This window comes from Bacteroidota bacterium (assembly GCA_016718825.1).
GTDB lineage: Bacteria > Bacteroidota > Bacteroidia > J057 > JADKCL01 > JADKCL01.
Genome location: JADKCL010000004.1, coordinates 61,778 through 84,366, shown reverse-complemented (window position 1 = coordinate 84,366; position 22,589 = coordinate 61,778). Strand labels below are relative to the sequence as shown.

Genomic DNA, 22,589 nt, shown 5'->3' with positions numbered 1-22,589 from the left:
TCCTTAATTTTCTTCCTTTGAATACGGAATTTGACGGCATGATGCGAAAATCAACACATTTTCATCGATTGGGGCTTGGAGTTTTGTTTCTGACATTTATCCTGTCATCTTTTGTTGTGAAAGGACAGGGGGTCCCGAATGCCATCAAAAATGTGACCAATACGGTAACAGCTCCAATGAACACCACGCAGCAGGTGACAAAGGAGGTTGTGCAGCCCATCAAGGATGTTCGTACTGACGTCAAGACCATCACGAATGCACCAAAGGAGATAACACGTGAGGTGGATCAGACGAAGAAGGCATTCGAAAGTGCAGGCAATGAGGTGGATAGAGCAAAGAGCGATCTGGAAAAAGTCACAGGTACAGGCGATAACAAAAAGGAATCCGAAAAAGACAGCACCGCAGCCAAGACGGCCGATGCCAATTCCGTGGATGGAAAATCAGCATCCGATGGCAAGGCCCAAGAAGCTGATGCCAAATTTGTCCCGCCTGATTATGTGCCAGAAAAGAAGGCCACTCCGACTACCGCCACAAAGGTTTCCGGTTTCGATCCAAGAGATGTGCCCCGTCCTGTGCCACCGGGAAGTCGCGACAACAAGACCCCCAGCGGGCCGATGCCAGCTGAAACTGCAATTGTCGAGAAAAAAGATCCTGACCAAGGTGTCGCACCCAAGGTTGATCTCGAACCCAATGACATAAGGACTTCTGACCCAGAAGCAAGTGACAACAAGGGTGCCAATTCCGTAGCAGGGGAGGCCACGGTAGATTCAGGTACTTCGAGTACGATTATCACGAATCCTGCTGCCGAATACACTTCCGTTTCTGTTCCTCCGAGTACCAAAACAGCGGATCCCTCCGTTGGCGATGGCGCGGCGATGGGCAATTCGGCAGGTGCTGCGGGAGCCAATGAGGCTGCTTCTGCGGCATCGGCAACGAGCGAGCAGGAAGGAAAGTATGTGGCATTAACCCCCGTCGCTGGTGAAGGAACCAAGCGTCCCAAGCCAGATTATAGCCTTAGCCCGGCAAGAATTGCCTTGGAAAAAGCCGAATTTGACATTGAAACACTTGAGCAGTTGTTTAAATACTCAAATTGGGAAGGTTTGGAGCGCGAACATACCGTTCGTGCGGTGGAGTATGCACTCAACGAAATGCAGCTTTCCATTGTTGAAATCAAAAAATTGGATCCCGGTTTTTCAACTTGGAGATTCGAGGAACGATATAAAGAAATGCGTGCAGCCTATCAGAAGGCCAAGCAGCCTTGATTGTAAGGCAATTTCTTAGATAAAATAGGGATCGGATGTCAAAATTGTCGTCCGATCTTTCTTTTTTCTACCTCCATGGTGCTCCAGCAAATTGTCGATGATCAAGGTCATCAAACTAAATGACCCGCACTCCGTTAATCATTTGGCGAAAGACAACTAACATCGTCTTTTGACCCTTGAATGAAAGAACAAGACAAAATTCCGTCCTCAAAAGTGCAACGTGCAACACGTTTCATTCGCACAGGAGCCAAAGTAGGACGTAACTATGCGGTCCACTACACCAAAAAGATTTTTGACAAAGACCTCGATCGCTCCGAACTGGATGCCAAAAATGCCGAAGACATTTACGGGGAACTCAGCCAACTCAAGGGTGGGGCATTAAAAATTGCCCAAATGCTCAGCATGGACAAAGGAATGCTTCCGCGCGAATACACCCGCAAGTTTGCCAATGCCCAATACAGTGCGCCACCGCTATCCGCACCCTTGGTCGTGAAGACTTTCAGGGAGCAGTTTGGCAAGTCGCCCAATGAGATTTTTGACGAATTCGATTTGCATGCCACCCATGCCGCCTCGATTGGTCAGGTACACAAGGCCAAATTGAATGGCAAAACGCTGGCTGTCAAGATTCAATATCCTGGCGTCGCAGACTCCATCGTCTCAGACCTGCGCATGGTCAGGCCCATCGCAAGACGTGTTGCCAAAATTTCAGATGCAGATATCGGTAAGTTTTTTGATGAGGTACAGGCAAGACTTATCGAAGAAACCGATTACCGCCTCGAACTTAAAAATGCCATGGAAATCGGGGCAGCTTGCGCCCATATCCCCAATTTGCATTTCCCAAAATACTACCCCGAACTCAGCGGAGAGCGCATCTTGACCATGGAATGGCTGGAAGGAATGCACATGCGCGAGTTCATGGAGACGAATCCTTCAGCTGAAATTCGGAATCAAATCGGGCAAGCACTCTGGGACTTTACGACCTTTCAACTGCACGTTTTGGGAAAGGTGCATGCCGACCCGCATCCGGGCAACTTCCTGCTTACGCCCGACGGAAAGTTGGGGGTTCTGGATTTTGGTTGTGTGAAAGTTGTGCCCCCGGACTTCTACAAGGCCTATTTTTCCGTGATTCACCCCAAAGTGCGCAACAATCCCGAGCGGTTGCTGCAGGTTTGCTACGCCTTGGAGTTGCTGAATGAGGAGGACACGGAATCTGACAGGGATTTTGTGTTAGGGATTCTGAATACCTTTCTTTCCTTGGTCGAAAAGCCATTCTTCTCGGAAACTTTCAATTTTGGCGACGATTCCTACCTCGATGAGTTGTATAAATTCGGGATGGAAGTCGGCAGAATCAGCGATGTGCAGCAAAAACATGGCGGGCGAGGTAGCGCGCACGCCATCTATGTGAACCGTACATTTTTTGGTTTGATGAGTTTGTTGAATGACCTCGATGTCACCATCAATGCGCATGACCACTATATCCTTAAAATGGACATCGACTGATTGAAGTTGCGATGAATTGATCCGAAGACCTGAAAAATCCGTATCTTGGTCTAGGTTTCGGTTCCAAGAATCGTGTTTCCACCTCAAAATCGAATAAAAGATGAAAATGGTATCCAAATTGTTGATGGTCTGCGGTCTGATGATCGGCGGATTGATGATTTCCTCACAGGCATCTGCACAGGCGCCTTCGCATTGTACAGGTGCAAAATCTGCCGCTGCCGGTCATGGCTGCTGTGCAAGCAAAACCGCTGCAAGTGGTAGCACCACGACAACAACCACCAATGGTGGCTCCGTTGCCAAAACCAGCTGTGCCAACGCCGCTGCTGCTTCCAAAACGAGCTGCCAAGGCGCCGCTGCGAAAACCAGCTGCAGCCATGCTGCCACCAAAGTCAGCACCACAGGCAGTTCCGCTGCCGCTGCAAAACCTGAAGAGACCAAGTAATTGGGCGCCTCCGCAGGAGGCCAATAGAAAGGCATCCGCTTGATTCGGATGCCTTTTTTTATTGCTGCTCTGGGCAATCCACTTTAACTTTGGCCGTTCAATTCTTCTCTGAAAGCAACGCCCTGTGCGAATGATCAAAGCCGTCATCCCGGTCGCGGGTGTGGGTACCACACTCCGGCCACATACGCATACGCAGCCGAAACCGCTCATACCGGTGGCGGGTAAACCCATTTTGGGGCATATCATCGAAAACCTGATGTCGGTAGGCATCAAGGATTTTGTCTTTGTGATCGGCTACCTCGGGGAAAAAATCGAGGAGTTCGTGCGTGCACGTTACGCTGGCCAAATCAACATGGAGTTTGTCGTTCAATCTCCGCGTGAGGGGACCGGCCATGCCATCTGGGTGGCACGCAATTCGTTCATCGAAGCCGACGAAATCCTGATCGTACTGGGCGATACCATCTTCGATGTGGATTTGGAAGCTGTTTTGCGGTCATTGGACAGCACCGTCGGGGTTCAGGTGGTCGACGATCCGAGGAAGTTTGGCGTGGCGATGCTGGATGAAAACGGCTATGTCACAAGCGTCGTGGAGAAGCCGCGCATTCCCAAAAGCAACCTTGCATTGGTAGGATTGTACCGCATCAAGGAGGTGACGGCGCTCGTGGATGCCCTTCAAAACTTGATCACCAACAAGGAGCGGGGTGACCGCAACGAATATCACCTGACCGATGCGATCATGAAGTTGATTGCCGCCGGGGTGCGCATTCGCACGCACATGGTCGACAATTGGTTTGACTGCGGCCAAAAAGAAAGTTTGCTGGAGACGAATCGCATCCTCCTCGAACGCATCCAACACCTGCCGGATTACAATTTTCCAGATTGTGTGATCTTGCATCCGGTGCATATCTCGGAGAATTGCACGATCGAAGGCAGCATCATCGGTCCCAATGTCGCGATCGCTGAAAATGCAGTCATTCGGAATTCCATTGTGAAGAACTCCATTTTGGGCGCTTATTCGCAGTTGGATTCGATCGTGCTGAACGGCTCTGTGATCGGCAACGATGCCTCCCTCCGTGGCAAAAGCAACAGCGTGAACATCGGCGACAACACCGAGATTGACTTCAATTCCTGAGAACTTCGTCCGAACTTCTCAGGAATCAAGCGTTTCAAAATCAAGCGATGACGTCGAGGCAATCCCCTTCACGCAAGGTGAAGGGCGTCACAGCCAAACGGCCCGTGGCAGGATCAACAATGCCCAAGCCAAAGATGACATCTCCTTCGTAGTAGGTCGCGCCTGCGGGAACATCGAGGAATACGCTTTCCACCCAGGCGGTTCCATTGATCCATTCGGTTTTGACGAAAGGTGCTTGGAGGGGGTCCTTGGTTCCCATGACCCGCTGGGATCCTTCAGATAGTGTGCCTTTTACGATTCCTCCCCCAAGCCGCAGCGGATCAGATTGGTTGGGTGCCCATGGGAAAATATAGTTGACATCGATGTTGGACCCATCAGGCAAATAAACAGCAATGCTTGACGGAACTGGAACGATTTCCCTCGAATTGTAATAGTTCAAATCCCCTCGGATCGTATTGTTCGCGGCACGATTGGGGTCGCCATTGATGCACTTGATGGCAACGTTGAGGCTGGAACCCGTCTTTTTGGCCACTGCGGCCATTGAGAAACCAGGATTGGAGGAAGCATCTCTCGGCAATGCTGCAGTTGTCTCTTTTTTTCCGTCCTTGTCTTTTTTTTCTTTCTTGTTGGAATCGGGTGTCTTCATGTTGATTTACGTTTTTTATTGTAGATGCAATAAGCTATAAAAATGCACACTGAAACCAGTGCCAAAAGGCCAAACAGCCATGTGTTAGAGTGGTAGGGCGTTGCCAGATCGATCGGTTTCATATTTCCCATTGGAACAAATGCAGCCCAATAGAAGGGAGCACCTTTGTCTCCAGTCGTTTGCGAAAGGAAGTCTAATTTGGCTTGCTGCAAAGCGTGGTCGAGCGACAATCCCGACTGAACCCCATGGTAGAACCCTTCCATCAATTGCTGACCTGAATTGTCGTCTACCTCCCAAAGGCTCATAAGGACTGAAGGGACACCGATTGCAGCAAAGCCACTTGAAATACTTTGAATTCCTTCCCCCTGAATCAATTTCCCCCTTCCAGTTTCGCAGGCACTCAACACGGCCAAACGTGCCTTTAATTTTAATTGAAAAAGCTCATGAAAGTGAAGCACACCGTCCTCTTTATCATCTCCTGGGCTGGGAAACAGGATTTGTGGATCTGATTCCGATGCACGGGCATGAAGTGCCAAGTGTAGTATCCCATAGCGCGGTGCATTGGATTTGAAGTTTGCCTCTGAAGCCGCATCTGCCAGGAAATATTCTCCAGCCACGATTTTCTCGAGCATTTTGAGTTCAGTTTCTGTACCTGCTATACCATTCAACGGCTGTGGAATACCCGGTAACGAGCTGGTGGTTCTTTTTCCCCAGCCTAATCCAAGACATTCCAGCGGCTTGGTCGATAGTAGATCCTTTTGTTGATCCATCCACAATGTAGCAGAGGCTGCATAAGAACATCTGAAATCCCGCATCAAAAAGGGGAATTTGGATAAGTTTCGGGCCGTTGGCTTTGGGGATTGTGTCAAAAGTGCTTCAAAGGGAAGATTTCCTAAAACGCCATCTGGAATGATCAGCAGTTGTGTATAGTGATCAAGCAGGGCCATTTCTGGCGCTAACAAAACCTTATAAATTGAGTGCCCCAGCCTTGCAAATTCTATAACTTCTTCCTCTTTTTCCAGCGGTTTTCGGCATAATCCAATCCACTGCTCCAGACTGTCGATAAATCCCTTTGCAAGTGCTGTCTGCCGGAAGTTGATGTCTTTTTTTGTGGCAAGAATAACAAAGATGCTGGAATCCGAAAGCGCATACGATACGGCTGCAGCATGATCTGGCAGTTGATTTCGGAAAGAATTCAGTGGCACAGTAGTCTGATCCGGATTGGCAGTTTTGAAAATTTGTGACTGAGTAGAAAGTGAATCCTCTAGAGCATGCATTAACAACCTTTTTTCGAGCAATTCAGCTTTATATTGCTCAATAGAGTCCTTTATGAGGCTCTCGTTCGACAGGCTGTAGTCAAGCTCAGCACACCTCTGTCGGAAGGCATCCAATCGTTCGACTGTTGACTTGCTGATTTCATCCGAAATTTCTACTTTGGATCGTCTGAAAAACTCCAATAGAAGCTGGAATTTGCAATTTTCCATTAGTTTGAAGGCGGTGGAAACGTGCAACGATTCACCAGTCGTATCCCAAAGTACAAAAGCAATAGACAATGCATCTTGCAAGAAAGTGGAGCCTCTACCGCTAAGGAACAACTTGTCATCTTGGTCTTGGTATTCCAAACGTAATCGATTGGTCAACTCTGCAGCCCTTTCGTACCCCTTAAGACTGGCCCGAAGCAATGGTAGCTTCAAACCATTTTTCCGAGCTGTTTTACCCAAATAGCGAGACTTGCCAAGGATGATTTGTTGCATCAGCAAAGGGTGTTTAGTGGAATTGCATTCAGGGTAGAAAGTCCAATCCAAAACTTTTGCGTTCACCGTGGAAATCGCACCTATCGAGGCTTCGAATTCTTGAAGCACCAATTGTTGTCTTGCACCTGAATTGTCAAGTACCATGGCTTGGATAAACCTAAAAGATGCGATCCTTTCGCCATTTTTGATTCCATGATGCTGATAGATCCGCTCCATTTCCTTGAGCGCACTTTCTGCCAAGGCGAATTGGCCATCGTAGGAATAATCCAGTGCCAAGCTTGACAAGTAGTCAACCAAACTCAATGCGAATGGGCCATTCAGTTGTTTTTGAATAGTAATCGCTTCAAGGTGGTAGGCAATTGCCTCATGATATCTTCCAAGCTCGCCATAAGTAGCTGCAAGATTCCTGATAATGTCTGCAATGGTCAATTGGTCCTCCGGGGCCGAAGTCCGCATGATTTCCAAGGCCTCTTGGTAGGCTTGGGAAGCATTTTCGTATTCATCAGAGTAGGCATACGCATTGCCAAGATTCCAATAGGCAAAGCCGACACGTGGATGAAGCTTCCCGAATATCCGCTCCCGCATGGACAAGGATTGCTGATAGAGATCAATTGCACTGCTGTATTCGCCGAGACGTGTCGCGGCTTGCCCCATGCATTGCAATACGATCGCCAACTCGACACTGTCCTTTTCCGGAATCAGCAGCCATTCGCGGTAGGCACTTTCGTAAAGCTCCTTTGCTGCAAAACCATCCTCCGCCATAAAATAGGCCACCATGCCACGTTGCCGTAAAATGCGGGCACGCAATTCGGAGCCTTGACGGTCAATCGTTTCCAGCATTGAATCGGCAGTGTACAATGACGATTGTGCAAGGGCGGTATCCCCTTCGTAGTAGGCCGCATAGCCGATCTGGAAATGAAATTCGGCCAGCAAACGTCGAAATTCGAGTCCTTTGTGGAGCCGGATCGTGGGGAGCAAGGCCTGAAGCGTATCGCTTGCGGCTTCATGCTGCTTTTTGGAATTCAGTGTAGCCCCCACCTCCAACCGCGTCTGCAACTGACAATACAAACTGTCAACATGCAATTGCCCAAATCCCGAATGCGCGCTCAAAAGCAGCGTCAGGCCGGCCAACAAAGCTGTCCATTTTGCCTTCAAACTGCCGTTCTTGACACCCTCTGAATTGTACACGTCCCAATTTAGAGCCTTGAACTGAGGATTCGAAGAAAATTTTGTCTTGCGTCGGTTCACAGCGGATTCAGGTATTTTTGCCGGATGGAAAATCAGTCCTTCCCCCACAATCGTATCACCCGGCTTTTTGGCATCGACTACCCGATCATCCAAGCGGGAATGGTATGGTGTTCAGGCTGGGAACTCGCCGCAGCCGTCTCCAATGCCGGTGGATTGGGCCTGATCGGGGCCGGTAGCATGGATGCCGAGACCTTGCGCACGCACATTCGCAAGTGCAAGGCCGCGACTTCCAAACCATTCGGAGTCAATACGCCTTTGCTCTATCGTCACATCGAATCCTTGATGGAAGTCATTGTCGAGGAAAAGGTGCCGATCGTCTTTACTTCCGCGGGAAATCCCAAAACTTGGACAGCTTTGCTGCAATCCAAGGGCATTCAAGTCGTGCATGTCGTCGCCAATGTACGTTTTGCAGAAAAGGCCACGGAAGCCGGGGTGGATGCCTTGGTTGCCGAGGGTTTTGAAGCCGGAGGCCACAATGGACGCGACGAAATCACGACGCTTTGCCTCATTCCGCAGGTGCGGGCGGTGACCAACCTACCCCTGATCGCCGCAGGCGGCATCGCGACTGGAGGCTCCATGTTGGCCTGCATGGCGCTTGGGGCCGATGGCGTGCAAATCGGGACGCGTTTTGTTGCTTCTGTCGAATCGAGCGCACATCAGCAATTCAAGGAAAAGGTCATCCATACGCCAAGCGACGGCACCATGCTCGCGATGAAGGCTGTCACCCCGGTGCGCCTGATCAAAAACCAATTCTATGAGGAAATTCATGCCATTGGAGGAAAACGGCGCCTCCAAGGAGGAATTGTTGGCGCATCTCGGTCGCGGGCGTGCCCGCAGGGGCATGTTTGAAGGCGATCTGGACGCTGGCGAATTGGAAATCGGCCAAATTAGCGGTGCCATTCACGAAATTTTACCGGCAGCCGACATTGTAGCAACCATTGTTACAGAGTACCAACAATTGAAGGCGGAAATTGCACAAGGTTTTGGACGCTTCTGAGTAGTTTTGGCCGTTCATTCGCCAGAATATGATGCACAAAGGGAAAATATTTCATCTCGTAACCCCCAAGCGTTGGGAAAAGGCCTTGATCGAAGGCCGTTATCGTCCCGATTCGCTCAAAACAGAAGGCTTCATTCACTGCTCGACCTGGGATCAACTTTTGGAAAGTGCCAATCTGCATTTCAAGGAAGAAGATCAATTGGTTGTGACCTATATCATAGAAAAGCACGTGAAGAAGAACTTGGTTTGGGAAAAGGGCAGGAACGAGCAGGACTTCCCGCATCTTTATGGCGAATTTCCATTTGCGGCTGTCGAAACTACACGAATGCTCGTCCGAAATGCGCAAGGACAATTTGAAATGTTAGAAGAATGAGTACGCACAACATCTTTGTAGAATGGACCGGCAACGCAACCGAACTGATTGGCCACAATCCTGATGGTCCCACAGTGGTCATGGACAGCGATAAAACCAAAGGGACAAGCCCGATGGTATTGCTCTTGCATGCCGAGGCAGGTTGTTCCGGTTTGGATGTGATCTCCCTGCTGGAGAAGATGCGCCAACCGCTCAAGGGCCTCAAAATCGAGGTCGAAGGCATCAAAGGCGATGGCGAATTTCCGCGCATCTGGGAAAAAATTCATGTGCGCTACATCATCACAGGCCCGATTGACCCCGAAAAGGCCCACAAGGCCGTCGAATTGTCACTCACCAAGTATTGCTCCGTTTCAGCCATGCTCGGCAAAGCCGCTGAGGTCACGCACGAAGTTGTGCTGATCGCGGAATAAATCCCTTTTTTGCTGCAAACCTGAAAGCTGCGACGCCGGTCTCGTTATCTGTGAAGCCATTTTTGTTGCCATTCTCTTGAAAAAGAAGGAGGGCATGGTGGACACGTGTGAAGTTTTGGGGTGCATCCATACAAATCTGCTTTTAGAGGTCAATCGCGTCAGGTGTTGATTCTTCAAAGAATTAACTATGTAATAATTGTTACAAACGATCGTTCGCCGCGCAGCGATCGGAAGGCAGGTTTGTCTAGAATCGCATTCAATTCAGTGTTGAGGCCTATTTGCCGATGGAAACTGATTTTGGTCGGTTTTTAATTCTGATGTGAATCAGTGCTTTGCTGATGTGGTGTCATGTTTTCAGATGTTGGGCCAAGTGAATTTTGCAACATTCTGAATAAATGATATACTATGCATGTACGAATTCCGGTTAAAGGATTGAGGGCGATGGGGGCGTTATTGCTCTTGCTCGCGCTGTTTTCAGGTGGGCTTCGGGCTCAAGTTCCGGGTTGCGGTGCCTCAGTTCCCTACGAATTGGTGAATCTGACTGGCAATCCTGACTCCATTTGGATTTCTGATCCTACTGTGCGACAAGGGCAGTGTTGCGGGGTGTCAAATCCGATTCGCTGCGTTTCCTACGAGATCATTCTCGATCCGAATGCAGCGGGAATTGTGATGAGTTCCAGCGAGGGGGCTTTGCCTCCCGGTTCGTATTTCTACCAAATCGGTTGCGGGCCTACGCATTATCTGGATTCAGTGATTTGTTTGACCGGGGTCGGTCCGCACTACATCACCTTCTGTAAACCTGGCGGCAACACCAATATTTACCAGATCGCATCCGTAGGAAAGCCAACCTTTCCAGCCGATGATTCGACCCGGATTGGTTGCACCAAGAAGATCACCACCTACGGTTTGGTTCAGTCATCCGTCACGTGGAACTCTGTATTTCCCGGTGCACCCGGTGCTTTCAACAGTTACTTGAGTGCGACTTCCAATGCAACTGCGGTCAATTTTTCACCCACTGCAGGTGCGCCGGCCTTCATCGACTATCAAATCTGTGGACAGCCAAGTGCCGACGAATGCGGGTATATCCTTTACACCTGCGACACGGTGCGCATGTACGTCAAAGCAGCCTTGGGTGTAACCGTTTCGCCCAATCCTGCTAATTTTTGCGCTTCAGGGTCAGGGGTCACGCTAACCGCCTTCCCATCGGGTGGTGATGGCAATTATACCTACGAATGGAAAAATCCGCTTGGTGCTGTCGTCGGAACGGGGGTATCCATCGTGGCCACTTTGGCCGGGAACTACAGTTTGGAGGTTAATGACGGAATGAGCGACGCGAGCTGTGCGGGGGTGAATGTGACCGTCAACGTGTCGATCACTTCCAATCCGGTCGTGAATGCGGGGCCCGACCAAACCTTGTGCCCGGTTGCTCCAGTTGCGGTGTTGAATGGAACAATCACCAATGCACCTGCAGGTGTATGGTCGGGTGGGGCCGGGATATTTTCTCCGAGTCCGAATGCCATTGATCCGACCTACACCCCGACACCCTTGGAAATTGCGGCGGGGTCTGTGACACTTACCCTCACCTCATCCTCCGGAGGAGCCTGTCTGGATGTCGCCGATAATGTGACGATTTTCTTTGGAGATACGCTCAACGTGAGCATCCCTCCGCAAACAATATTGTGTTTCGGCGACAGTGCGACCATGACGGCGACCGTGGGAACCGGAAACGGGGGCTACACCTATTTGTGGAATACAGGAGCCACGACGCCATCCATCAATATGCCTTCCGGTGCTTGGTGTGTCACCGTCACCGATGCTTTGAATTGTACAGACAACGCCTGCTTCAACCTGTTGACCCCACCGGTACTCACGGCAGCAGCCTCCGCCACCGACGCCAGTACGCCTGCCGGCAGCGACGGGACTGCCAACGTTGTGGCCGCAGGTGGAACAGGGCCCTATACTTACCTCTGGAGCACCGGCGCCACAACTCCGGGCATTTCGGGTCTTTCCATGGGCGTCTACACCGTTACCGTCACGGACAATAACGGATGTAGTATTGTGACCTCGACGATCGTCAACGACCCGCGCTGCCTCGGATTTTCGGCATCAGCAACGGGTTCGGATTTGAATTGTTTTGGTGAAAAGAATCAAATTGCATTCGTAGACAATGTAACTGGCGGGGTTCTTCCTTATTCGTTTCAATGGCAGACCAGTCCAGTTCAGTCCAATGACACTGCTTTTGGCCTCGGTGCGGGTACATATATCGTGATCGTTCGCGACGGGATTGGATGTTCGCACATGACCAGCGCAACCGTCACCGAGCCGCCGCAAATCACCAACCTGATGACACAAACCAACAATGCGGTCATCGGGGGAACCAGCGGAACCGCGACTTCCAACCCTGGCGGCGGTTCGCCGCTCTTCACCTACGTTTGGAGTGATGGGCAAACGACACAGACCGCAACAGGACTTGCAGCCGGCTTATATTATTTGACACTCACGGATTCTCGGGGATGCAAAATGACCGACAGCGTGTTGATTGCTGAGCCGCCTTGCAATAGTCTGAATGTTATCATTTTGCATACGGATGTCAGCTGCAGAGGTGGGAGTGATGGCGTTGTTACAGCCTCGGTAACGGGTGCAACGCCGCCTGTTACTTACTTATGGAATACTGGCGCGACAACCTCCTCGATTGTGGGTTTGCCTGCAGGTAACTATTCGGTGACCGTGACTGACAGTCTCAACTGCACCAACTTTGCCTCGCATACCTTGACCGAGCCGACCTTGTTGTCGATGGGCATGGTCCTGACGAATGTACGCTGCTATGACGGCAACGAGGGTTCGATCGACATCACTGTTTCGGGCGGTGTCCCGCCGTATCAATTCCAATGGTCCAACGGTTCGGTTTCGGAGGATTTGAGCCTCTTGCTGGCCGGGGTCTACAGTGTTACAGTCACTGATGCCAACAATTGTACGGTAACTGGATCGCGCACCGTGACCCAGCCTGCATTGCTGGTGCTCTCGGCCTTGTCTGACAGTGTCACCTGCCACGGCGGGGCTGATGGCGCGATTGACCTAAGCGTCACCGGCGGGCAGGTTTTGTACGCCTACCTCTGGAGCAATACTGCCACCACACAAGATATTTCCGCATTGCATGCTGGCGGTTATGCCGTCACGCTTACCGATGGCAACGGGTGTATTGCCACGGACGTGTTCAGCGTCAGTGAGCCAGATTCCATGATCGTCGATTCAATCATAGCGGATTGTCCCTTGCCTGGCGGATCGACTGCGAATGTGACTGTATTTGTCTCCGGCGGAAATGGCACTGCCTACCAAGTTTCTTATGACAACGGTACGACCTGGGGAACTGCGGGTGATTTGACCGAATCATTGCCTGTGGACAGCACGTATTTAGTGATTGTCAGGGATGGTATTGCATGTTTTTCGGCAACCTTTTCGCTGACCATCCTTCCTGCGGTCGTGATCGACAGCGTCACATTTCCGCTGTGTTCGGCAATCGGAACTACAACTGTGACAGCTACTGCATTTCCGGCCGGCGGAGACGGGGGTCCCTACCAAGTCAGCTTTGACAACGGCGCCACTTGGGGCGTAGCAGGAGATTACGACGCTACGGTCAATGTTGCCACGCCGATTTCAGTGATTGTACGCGATGCACGTGGTTGTTTGAGCGCGACGACGGTGGTGACCGTTCCCGGCCCAATGATCACGGTTACGGATGCAGTTTCCTCATTCAACTGCGGATTCAACATTTCCTGCAACGGAGCATCGGATGGATCCATTCAAATTTCAACAACGGGAGGCACGGCACCCTATACTTATCTTTGGAGCAATGGTGCGGTGACCGATGACATTTTGGGACTTGTTGCCGGAAGTTATTCCTACACAGTCACCGACGGCAACGGCTGTACCAATACAAATACGATTACGCTGACCGAACCCGTTTTGCTGGCCAGCAGCGGCATCCCTGCCACCTTCAGTTGCGGTTTCAACGTGTCTTGTAACGGCGCGACGAATGGCAGCATCAACTTCACAGCGACGGGCGGCTGCGCACCTTATGCGTTCCTCTGGAGCACGGGTGCGACGACCGAGGACGTTTCGGCCTTGGGAGCAGGCACTTACGGCGTGACGGTCACCGACGCGAACGGTTGCACGACAACCAACAGCTTCACCCTCACGCAACCTGTGATCCTTTCCAGCAGCGGTGTCCCTGCCACCTACAATTGCGGCTACAATGTCAGTGCGGCTGGAGCCACGGACGGCAGCATCAACCTCACAGCGGTGGGTGGATGCGCTCCGTATACCTATCTCTGGTCGAATGGTTCCACTTCGGAGGACGTTTCGGCCTTGGGTGCAGGCACCTACGGAGTGACCGTCACCGATGCCAATGGCTGCACTTCGACCAGCAGCTTCACGCTGACCGAGCCTGCGATCCTGGCATCGAGCGGCGTCCCTGCAACCTTCAATTGCGGCTACAATGTCACCTGCAACGGTGCCACCAACGGCAGCATCAACTTTACAGCCACGGGCGGCTGCGCACCTTACGCCTTCCTCTGGAGCACGGGTGCCACCACCGAGGACGTTTCAGCCCTGGGCGCAGGCACTTACGGCGTGACGGTCACCGATGCCAACGGAATCACGACCACCAACAGCTTCACGCTGACACAGCCATGGTTTGCCAGCAGCGGCGTCCCTGCCACCTTCAGCTGCGGTTACAATGTGACCTGCAACGGTGCCACCAACGGCAGCATCAACTTCACAGCCACGGGCGGCTGCGCACCTTACGCCTTCCTCTGGAGCACGGGTGCAACGACCGAGGACGTTTCGGCCCTGGGTGCAGGTACTTACGGCGTGACGGTCACCGACGCCAACGGTTGCACGACGACCAACAGCTTCACGTTGACTGAGCCGGTGATTCTGGCCAGCAGCGGCATCCCTGCGACCTTCAGCTGCGGTTACAATGTCACCTGCAACGGTGCCACCAACGGCAGCATCAACTTCACAGCCACGGGCGGCTGCGCACCTTATGCGTTCCTTTGGAGCACGGGTGCGACCACCGAGGACGTTTCGGCCTTGGGTGCAGGTACTTACGGCGTCACCGTGACCGACGCGAACGGTTGCACCACAACCAACAGCTTCACGTTGACTGAGCCGGTGATTCTGGCCAGCAGCGGCGTCCCTGCAACCTTCAGCTGCGGTTACAATGTGACCTGCAACGGTGCCACCAACGGCAGCATCAACTTCACAGCCACGGGCGGCTGCGCACCTTATGCCTTCATTTGGAGCACGGGTGCAACGACCGAGGACGTTTCGGCCTTGGGTGCAGGTACTTACGGCGTGACGGTGACCGACGCGAACGGTTGCACGACAACCAACAGCTTCACGTTGACTGAGCCGGTGATCCTGGCCAGCAGCGGTGTCCCTGCCACCTTCAGCTGCGGTTGCAATGTGACTTGCAACGGTGCCACCAACGGCAGCATCAACTTCACAGCCACGGGCGGCTGCGCACCTTATGCCTTCATTTGGAGCACAGGTGCAACCACCGAGGACGTTTCGGCCTTGGGAGCCGGCACTTACGGCGTGACGGTCACCGACGCCAACGGTTGCACGACAACCAACAGCTTCACGTTGACTGAGCCGGTGATTCTGGCCAGCAGCGGTGTCCCTGCCACCTTCAGCTGCGGTTTCAACGTGTCTTGCAACGGCGCGACGAACGGCAGCATCAACTTCACAGCCACGGGAGGCTGCCCACCTTATGCGTTCCTCTGGAGCACGGGTGCGACGACCGAGGACGTTTCGGCCTTGGGAGCGGACCGGGTACGTGACCGAGCCAACGGGCACCACCACGCTCCGCCACCCCCCTCCCCGGGCGCCCCCCCCCCACCGACGTTTCGGCTGGGTGCCGGCACTTACGGCGTGACGGTCACCGACGCGAACGGTTGCACGACAACCAACAGCTTCACGTTGACCGAGCCGGTGATCCTGGCCAGCAGCGGTGTCCCTGCCACCTTCAGCTGCGGTTACAATGTCACCTGCAACGGTGCCAGCAACGGCAGCATCAACTTCATAGCCACGGGAGGCTGCGCACCTTATTCGTTCCTCTGGAGCACTGGTGCGACGACCGAGGACGTTTCGGCCTTGGGAGCAGGCACGTACGGCGTAACCGTGACCGATGCCAACGGTTGCACGACAACCAACAGCTTCACGTTGACCGAGCCGGTGATTCTGGCCAGCAGCGGTGTCCCTGCAACCTTCAGCTGCGGTTACAATGTGACCTGCAACGGTGCCACCAACGGCAGCATCAACTTCACAGCCACGGGCGGCTGCGCACCTTATGCCTTCCTCTGGAGCACGGGTGCGACGACCGAGGACGTTTCGGCCTTGGGAGCAGGCACTTACGGCGTGACGGTGACGGATGCGAACGGTTGCACGACAACCAACAGCTTCACGTTGACCGAGCCGGTGATCCTGGCCAGCAGCGGTATCCCTGCCACCTTCAGCTGCGGTTACAATGTCACTTGCAACGGTGCCACCAACGGCAGCATCAACTTTACAGCCACGGGCGGCTGCGCACCTTATGCGTTCATTTGGAGCACGGGTGCGACGACCGAGGATGTTTCGGCCTTGGGAGCTGGCACTTATGGCGTCACCGTGACCGACGCGAACGGTTGCACGACAACCAACAGCTTCACGTTGACTGAGCCGGTGATTCTGGCCAGCAGCGGTGTCCCTGCCACCTTCAGCTGCGGTTACAATGTCACCTGCAACGGTGCCACCAACGGCAGCATCAACTTCACAGCCACGGGCGGCTGCGCACCTTATGCGTTCATTTGGAGCACGGGTGCGACGACCGAGGACGTTTCGGCCTTGGGAGCAGGCACGTACGGCGTAACTGTGACCGATGCCAACGGTTGCACGACAACCAACAGCTTCACCCTCACCCAACCTGTGATCCTTTCCAGCAGCGGTGTCCCTGCCACCTACAATTGCGGCTACAATGTCAGCGCGGCTGGAGCCACGGACGGCAGCATCAACCTCACAGCGGTGGGTGGATGCGCGCCTTATGCCTTCCTCTGGAGCACGGGTGCAACGACCGAGGACGTTTCGGCCCTGGGTGCAGGTACTTACGGAGTGACCGTCACCGATGCCAATGGCTGCACTTCGACCAGCAGCTTCACGCTGACCGAGCCTGCGATCCTGGCATCGAGCGGCGTCCCTGCAACCTTCAATTGCGGCTACAATGTCACCTGCAACGGTGCCACCAACGGCAGCATCAACTTTACAGCCACGGGCGGCTGCGCACCGTACGCTTTCCTCTGGAGCACGGGTGCCACCACCGAGGACGTTTCGGCACTGGGCGCAGGCACCTATGGCGTGACGGTCACCGATGCCAACGGAATCACGACCACCAACAGCTTCACGCTGACACAGCCGGCGGTTCTTGCCAGCAGCGGCATTCCTGCCACTTTCAGCTGCGGTTACAATGTGACCTGCAACGGTGCCACCAACGGCAGCATCAACTTCACAGCCACGGGCGGCTGCGCGCCTTATGCCTTCATTTGGAGCACGGGTGCCACCACCGAGGACGTTTCGGCCTTGGGAGCAGGCACTTACGGCGTGACGGTGACGGATGCGAACGGTTGCACGACAACCAACAGCTTCACGTTGACTGAGCCGGTGATTCTGGCCAGCAGCGGTGTCCCTGCCACCTTCAGCTGCGGTTACAATGTCACCTGCAACGGTGCCACCAACGGCAGCATCAACTTCACAGCCACGGGCGGCTGTGCACCTTACGCCTTCCTCTGGACCAAGGGTGCAACGACCGAGGACGTTTCGGCCCTGGGTGCAGGTACTTACGGCGTGACGGTGACGGATGCCAACGGTTGCACGACAACCAACAGCTTCACGTTGACCGAGCCGGTGATCCTGGCCAGCAGCGGTGTCCCTGCCACCTTCAGCTGCGGTTACAATGTCACCTGCAACGGTGCCACCAACGGCAGCATCAACTTCACAGCCACGGGCGGCTGCGCACCGTACGCCTTCCTCTGGAGCACGGGTGCCACCACCGAGGACGTTTCGGCCTTGGGAGCAGGCACTTACGGCGTGACGGTCACCGACGCGAACGGTTGCACGACAACCAACAGCTTCACGTTGACCGAGCCGGTGATTCTGGCCAGCAGCGGCGTCCCTGCCACCTTCAGCTGCGGTTACAATGTCACCTGCAACGGTGCCACCAACGGCAGCATCAACTTTACAGCCACGGGCGGCTGCGCACCTTATGCCTTCATTTGGAGCACGGGTGCGACGACCGAGGACGTTTCGGCCTTGGGAGCAGGCACTTACGGCGTGACGGTCACCGACGCGAACGGTTGCACGACAACCAACAGCTTCACGTTGACTGAGCCGGTGATCCTGGCCAGCAGCGGTGTCCCTGCCACCTTCAGCTGCGGTTACAATGTGACCTGCAACGGTGCCACCAACGGCAGCATCAACTTCACAGCCACGGGCGGCTGCGCACCTTATGCCTTCCTCTGGAGCACGGGTGCGACGACCGAGGACGTTTCGGCCTTGGGAGCAGGCACTTACGGCGTGACGGTCACCGACGCGAACGGTTGCACGACAACCAACAGCTTCACCTACCCAACCGGATCCTTTCCAGCAGGGCCTGCACCAAAGGGCTACAAGCGGCGAGCCCGCGGCGCCACCGGCGCCGCCCGGGGACGGGCGCCCCGCACCGCAGCCTGCGCTGCCCTGCACCTTCCCCGCCGCCACCAAGGCAGACAACTACAGCCACGGGCGCGCCCTTAGCACGGGCACCCCGAGGACGTCCTGGGCGCAGGCACCGGCGACGGTCACCAGCCAACGGATCACGACCACCAACAGCTTCGCTGACACAGCGGCGGTTCTTGCCAGCAGCGGCATTCCTGCAACTTTCAGCTGCGGTTTCAACGTGACCTGCAACGGTGCCACCAACGGCAGCATCAACTTCACAGCCACGGGCGGCTGCGCGCCTTATGCCTTCCTCTGGAGCACGGGTGCGACGACCGAGGACGTTTCGGCCCTGGGTGCAGGCACTTACGGCGTGACGGTGACCGACGCGAACGGTTGCACGACCACCAACAGCTTCACGTTGACTGAGCCGGTGATCCTGGCCAGCAGCGGTGTCCCTGCAACCTTCAGCTGCGGTTTCAACGTGTCTTGCAACGGTGCCACCAACGGCAGCATCAACTTCACAGCCACGGGCGGCTGCGCGCCTTATGCCTTCCTCTGGAGCACGGGTGCAACGACCGAGGACGTTTCGGCCTTGGGAGCAGGTACTTACGGCGTGACGGTGACGGATGCGAACGGTTGCACGACAACCAACAGCTTCACGTTGACTGAGCCGGTGATCCTGGCCAGCAGCGGTGTCCCTGCCACCTTCAGCTGCGGTTACAATGTCACTTGCAACGGTGCCACCAACGGCAGCATCAACTTCACAGCCACGGGAGGCTGCGCACCTTATGCGTTCATTTGGAGCACGGGTGCGACCACCGAGGACGTTTCGGCCTTGGGAGCAGGCACTTACGGCGTGACGGTCACCGACGCGAACGGTTGCACGACGACCAACAGCTTCACGTTGACTGAGCCGGTGATCCTGGCCAGCAGCGGTGTCCCTGCCACCTTCAGCTGCGGTTACAATGTCACCTGCAACGGTGCCACCAACGGCAGCATCAACTTCACAGCCACGGGCGGCTGCGCACCTTATGCCTTCATTTGGAGCACGGGTGCGACGACCGAGGACGTTTCGGCCTTGGGAGCAGGCACTTACGGCGTGACGGTCACCGACGCCAACGGTTGCACGACAACCAACAGCTTCACGTTGACTGAGCCGGTGATTCTGGCCAGCAGCGGTGTCCCTGCCACCTTCAGCTGCGGTTACAATGTCACTTGCAACGGTGCCACCAACGGCAGCATCAACTTCACAGCCACGGGCGGCTGCGCACCTTATGCCTTCATTTGGAGCACGGGTGCGACGACCGAGGACGTTTCGGCCTTGGGAGCAGGCACTTACGGCGTGACGGTCACCGACGCGAACGGCTGCACGACAACCAACAGCTTCACGTTGACTGAGCCGGTGATTCTGGCCAGCAGCGGTGTCCCTGCCACCTTCAGCTGCGGTTACAATGTGACCTGCAACGGTGCCACCAACGGCAGCATCAACTTCACAGCCACGGGCGGCTGCGCACCTTATGCCTTCCTCTGGAGCACGGGTGCGACGACCGAGGACGTTTCGGCCTTGGGAGCAGGCACTTACGGCGTGACGGTCACCGACGCGAACGGTTGCACGACAACCAACAGCTTCACGTTGACTGAGCCGGTGATTCTGGCCAGCAGCGGCGTCCCTGCCACCTTCAGCTGCGGTTACAATGTGACCTGCAACGGTGCCACCAACGGCAGCATCAACTTTACAGCCACGGGCGGCTGCGCACCTTACGCCTTCCTCTGGAGCACGGGTGCGACCACCGAGGACGTTTCGGCCTTGGGAGCAGGCACTTATGGAGTGACGGTCACCGACGCGAACGGTTGCACGACAACCAACAGCTTCACGCTCACCGAACCTGCATTGCTGGCTACATCCGGCATTCCAGCGACCTTCAGCTGCGGTTACAATGTCACCTGCAATGGTGCCACCAACGGCAGCATCAACCTGAGTGTGACCGGCGGCTGCGCACCTTACGCTTATCTCTGGTCCAACGGTGCCACCACCGAGGATCCGAGCAGCTTGGGTGCAGGCACCTACGGTGTCACCGTGACGGATGCAAATGGCTGTACTTCGACGAATAGCTTCACGCTCACCGAACCTGCATTGCTGGCTACATCCGGCATTCCAGCGACATTCAGCTGCGGTTACAACGTGACCTGCAACGGCGCGACGAATGGCAGCATCAACCTGAGTGTGACCGGCGGCTGCGCACCTTACGCTTATCTCTGGTCCAACGGTGCCACCACCGAGGATCCAAGTGGCTTGGGGGCAGGCACCTACGGTGTCACCGTGACGGATGCCAACGGCTGTACTTCGACCAACAGCTTCACGCTCACCGAACCGACAACGGTGACAACGGTTTTGGTACCCACGGTTTTTGCAGGTGGATTTAACCTCTCCTGCAATGGGGCGAATGATGGAAGTATCGATTTGACCCCATCCGGTGGCTGTGCACCTTACACCTACCTTTGGTCGAGCGGTGATGTAGTGGAAGATCCTTCTGGACTTGCCGCTGGCTGGCAAATGGTCACCGTGACCGATGCCAATGGCTGCGCTGCAATCGATTCTGTATTGCTCATTGCTCCGGATACCCTGAATTCAACAATGACCCCATTTGTCTTCAATGGCGGATGGAACATCAGCTGCAACGGGCTATCCGACGGATTTGTGAACTTGGAGGTCAATGGAGGATCGGGAACATATTCCTATGCATGGTCAAACGGAAGCACGAATCAGGACATTCAGTTAGTGGCAGCAGGTACGTACATCGTCACGATCACGGATGCAAACGGCTGTCTCCTTGTGGATTCAATATTGTTGACTGAGCCGGAGCCCATTACCTTGGTCTTGGTGCCAACAGTCTATGGCGGAGGCTTTAATATCAGTTGCTACGGCGCATCCGACGGGGCCGTGGACCTTACCGTGAGCGGTGGTACCCCGGGATATGTTTATGCTTGGTCCAACTTGAGCTTCAATGAAGACCTCGTCAATGTCGCAGCGGGCACTTACCTGGTTCTTGTGACGGATGCGAATGCCTGTACGATGGCAGACACGATCAGCCTCACGGAGCCGCAACCATGGGTCACCAATACCGTTGTCTCGCCGACCTCCTGTGCTGGCGGTGCTACCGGTTCGATCGACCTCACGGTATCGGGAAGCGTACCACCTTATACCTACCTATGGTCCAACGGTGAGATCACGGAGGATTTGACCTCCTTGACCGTAGGATCCTACACAGTAACCGTCACCGATGCGAATGGGTGTTCCACCACGTTGACTGAAACCATCTACGTCATTAGCCCAATTTCGCTCAGCATGGCCGTCACTCCTGCGACTTGTTTCGGATTCCAGGACGGGGCTATCGACCTGACCGTTCTGGGTGGTTCGACACCTTATCAGTACAATTGGTCTAACGCGGCCAATACTGAGGATCTCGTGGGGCTTCTTGCCGGAACCTATACGGTGATTGTTGTCGATGCCAACAGTTGCACCGACACGTTGAGCGGAACGGTCACCGAACCGCAAGCGATCATTGCCAATGCCGGCCCAGATTTCTCCACCTGCGAACTGGATGTGGTGCTGCATGGAAATGCACTCGCTGCTGGACAGACGGGGTTGTGGAGCAATGTTTCAGGTTTCGGAACGCTGAACGAACCATTCGATTCCACTTGTACGGTCACTGGCATCGGCACGGGTAGCAATCAATTCCAATGGACGATCACCGAAGGGGCTTGCCAAGGCGTTGATACCGTCACGGTAACTCTGAGAGCACCAGTGGATTGTGAGCCGATACCTTTGGAAATGCCGACTGCATATTCACCCAACGGCGACGACAGAAACGATTTCTTCGTGATCAAGGGCATTGAATATTATCCCGACAACGTCTTCACGGTCTTCAACCGTTGGGGGAACCTGATTTACACCAAGGATTCCTATCACAACGAATGGAACGGGCAGACACGATCGGGTGACCGGGTTCCCGACGGTACCTACTTCGTGATCCTCAGGGTCAACGATGGCGAAATCGAATTGCACGGATACGTAGACTTGAGGCGCTAATCATT

10 protein-coding genes and 1 pseudogene are annotated in these 22,589 nt (G+C 54.4%); 9 read left to right on the top strand and 2 right to left on the bottom strand.

Annotated features, from left to right (window positions below):
* Positions 1–116: 116 nt before the first annotated feature.
* From IPN95_05485 to IPN95_05470, 4 genes are all read left to right on the top strand, one after another.
* Positions 117–1,262: a hypothetical protein gene (locus IPN95_05485; GenBank protein ID MBK9448854.1), complete on the top strand. Its 1,146-nt coding sequence runs from the start codon at positions 117–119 to the stop codon at positions 1,260–1,262.
* Between the two features lie 180 nt (positions 1,263–1,442).
* Positions 1,443–2,762 carry an AarF/ABC1/UbiB kinase family protein gene (locus tag IPN95_05480; protein ID MBK9448853.1) on the top strand — a complete coding sequence of 440 codons (1,320 nt, stop codon included), beginning with the start codon at positions 1,443–1,445 and terminating at the stop codon, positions 2,760–2,762.
* A 100-nt stretch (positions 2,763–2,862) separates the two neighbouring features.
* The gene (locus IPN95_05475) at positions 2,863–3,204 is read left to right on the top strand and encodes a hypothetical protein (GenBank protein ID MBK9448852.1); all 342 of its coding nucleotides are present in this window, start codon (positions 2,863–2,865) and stop codon (positions 3,202–3,204) included.
* Between the two features lie 133 nt (positions 3,205–3,337).
* Positions 3,338–4,336, top strand: coding sequence for an NTP transferase domain-containing protein (locus IPN95_05470; protein MBK9448851.1), 999 nt, complete (start codon positions 3,338–3,340; stop codon positions 4,334–4,336).
* Positions 4,337–4,376: 40 nt separating this feature from the next.
* Here IPN95_05470 and IPN95_05465 read toward each other — a convergent pair whose 3' ends face one another.
* Both IPN95_05465 and IPN95_05460 read right to left on the bottom strand, forming a co-directional pair.
* Entirely contained in the window at positions 4,377–4,982 is a 606-nt protein-coding gene (locus tag IPN95_05465) for a hypothetical protein (GenBank protein ID MBK9448850.1), read from the bottom strand.
* Positions 4,979–7,891 carry a CHAT domain-containing protein gene (locus tag IPN95_05460; protein MBK9448849.1) on the bottom strand — a complete coding sequence of 971 codons (2,913 nt, stop codon included), beginning with the start codon at positions 7,889–7,891 and terminating at the stop codon, positions 4,979–4,981. Before IPN95_05460 ends, IPN95_05465 begins: the two co-directional genes overlap by 4 nt.
* A gap of 117 nt (positions 7,892–8,008) precedes the next feature.
* Here IPN95_05460 and IPN95_05455 point away from each other — a divergent pair.
* The 5 genes and pseudogenes from IPN95_05455 to IPN95_05435 all read left to right on the top strand — a co-directional run bounded on the left by IPN95_05455 (position 8,009) and on the right by IPN95_05435 (position 22,584).
* Positions 8,009–8,981 (top strand): annotated as a pseudogene (locus IPN95_05455) (nitronate monooxygenase).
* 28 nt (positions 8,982–9,009) lie between these two features.
* Entirely contained in the window at positions 9,010–9,354 is a 345-nt protein-coding gene (locus IPN95_05450; GenBank protein ID MBK9448848.1) for a DUF952 domain-containing protein, read from the top strand.
* Positions 9,351–9,764: an OsmC family protein gene (locus IPN95_05445; GenBank protein MBK9448847.1), complete on the top strand. Its 414-nt coding sequence runs from the start codon at positions 9,351–9,353 to the stop codon at positions 9,762–9,764. Before IPN95_05450 ends, IPN95_05445 begins: the two co-directional genes overlap by 4 nt.
* A gap of 441 nt (positions 9,765–10,205) precedes the next feature.
* Positions 10,206–18,590, top strand: coding sequence for a SprB repeat-containing protein (locus IPN95_05440; protein ID MBK9448846.1), 8,385 nt, complete (start codon positions 10,206–10,208; stop codon positions 18,588–18,590).
* A 142-nt stretch (positions 18,591–18,732) separates the two neighbouring features.
* Positions 18,733–22,584 (top strand): gliding motility-associated C-terminal domain-containing protein, encoded by a 3,852-nt coding sequence (locus IPN95_05435; GenBank protein ID MBK9448845.1) that lies wholly within the window; start codon positions 18,733–18,735, stop codon positions 22,582–22,584.
* The last annotated feature ends 5 nt before the right edge of the window (positions 22,585–22,589 follow it).

Coding starts and splice junctions, on each gene's coding strand:
- IPN95_05480 (MBK9448853.1), top strand. CDS start 1,443: ATGAAAGAACAAGACAAAATTCCGTCCTCAAAAGTGCAACGTGCAACA.
- IPN95_05475 (MBK9448852.1), top strand. CDS start 2,863: ATGAAAATGGTATCCAAATTGTTGATGGTCTGCGGTCTGATGATCGGC.
- IPN95_05465 (MBK9448850.1), bottom strand. CDS start 4,982: ATGAAGACACCCGATTCCAACAAGAAAGAAAAAAAAGACAAGGACGGA.
- IPN95_05450 (MBK9448848.1), top strand. CDS start 9,010: ATGATGCACAAAGGGAAAATATTTCATCTCGTAACCCCCAAGCGTTGG.
- IPN95_05445 (MBK9448847.1), top strand. CDS start 9,351: ATGAGTACGCACAACATCTTTGTAGAATGGACCGGCAACGCAACCGAA.
- IPN95_05440 (MBK9448846.1), top strand. CDS start 10,206: ATGGGGGCGTTATTGCTCTTGCTCGCGCTGTTTTCAGGTGGGCTTCGG.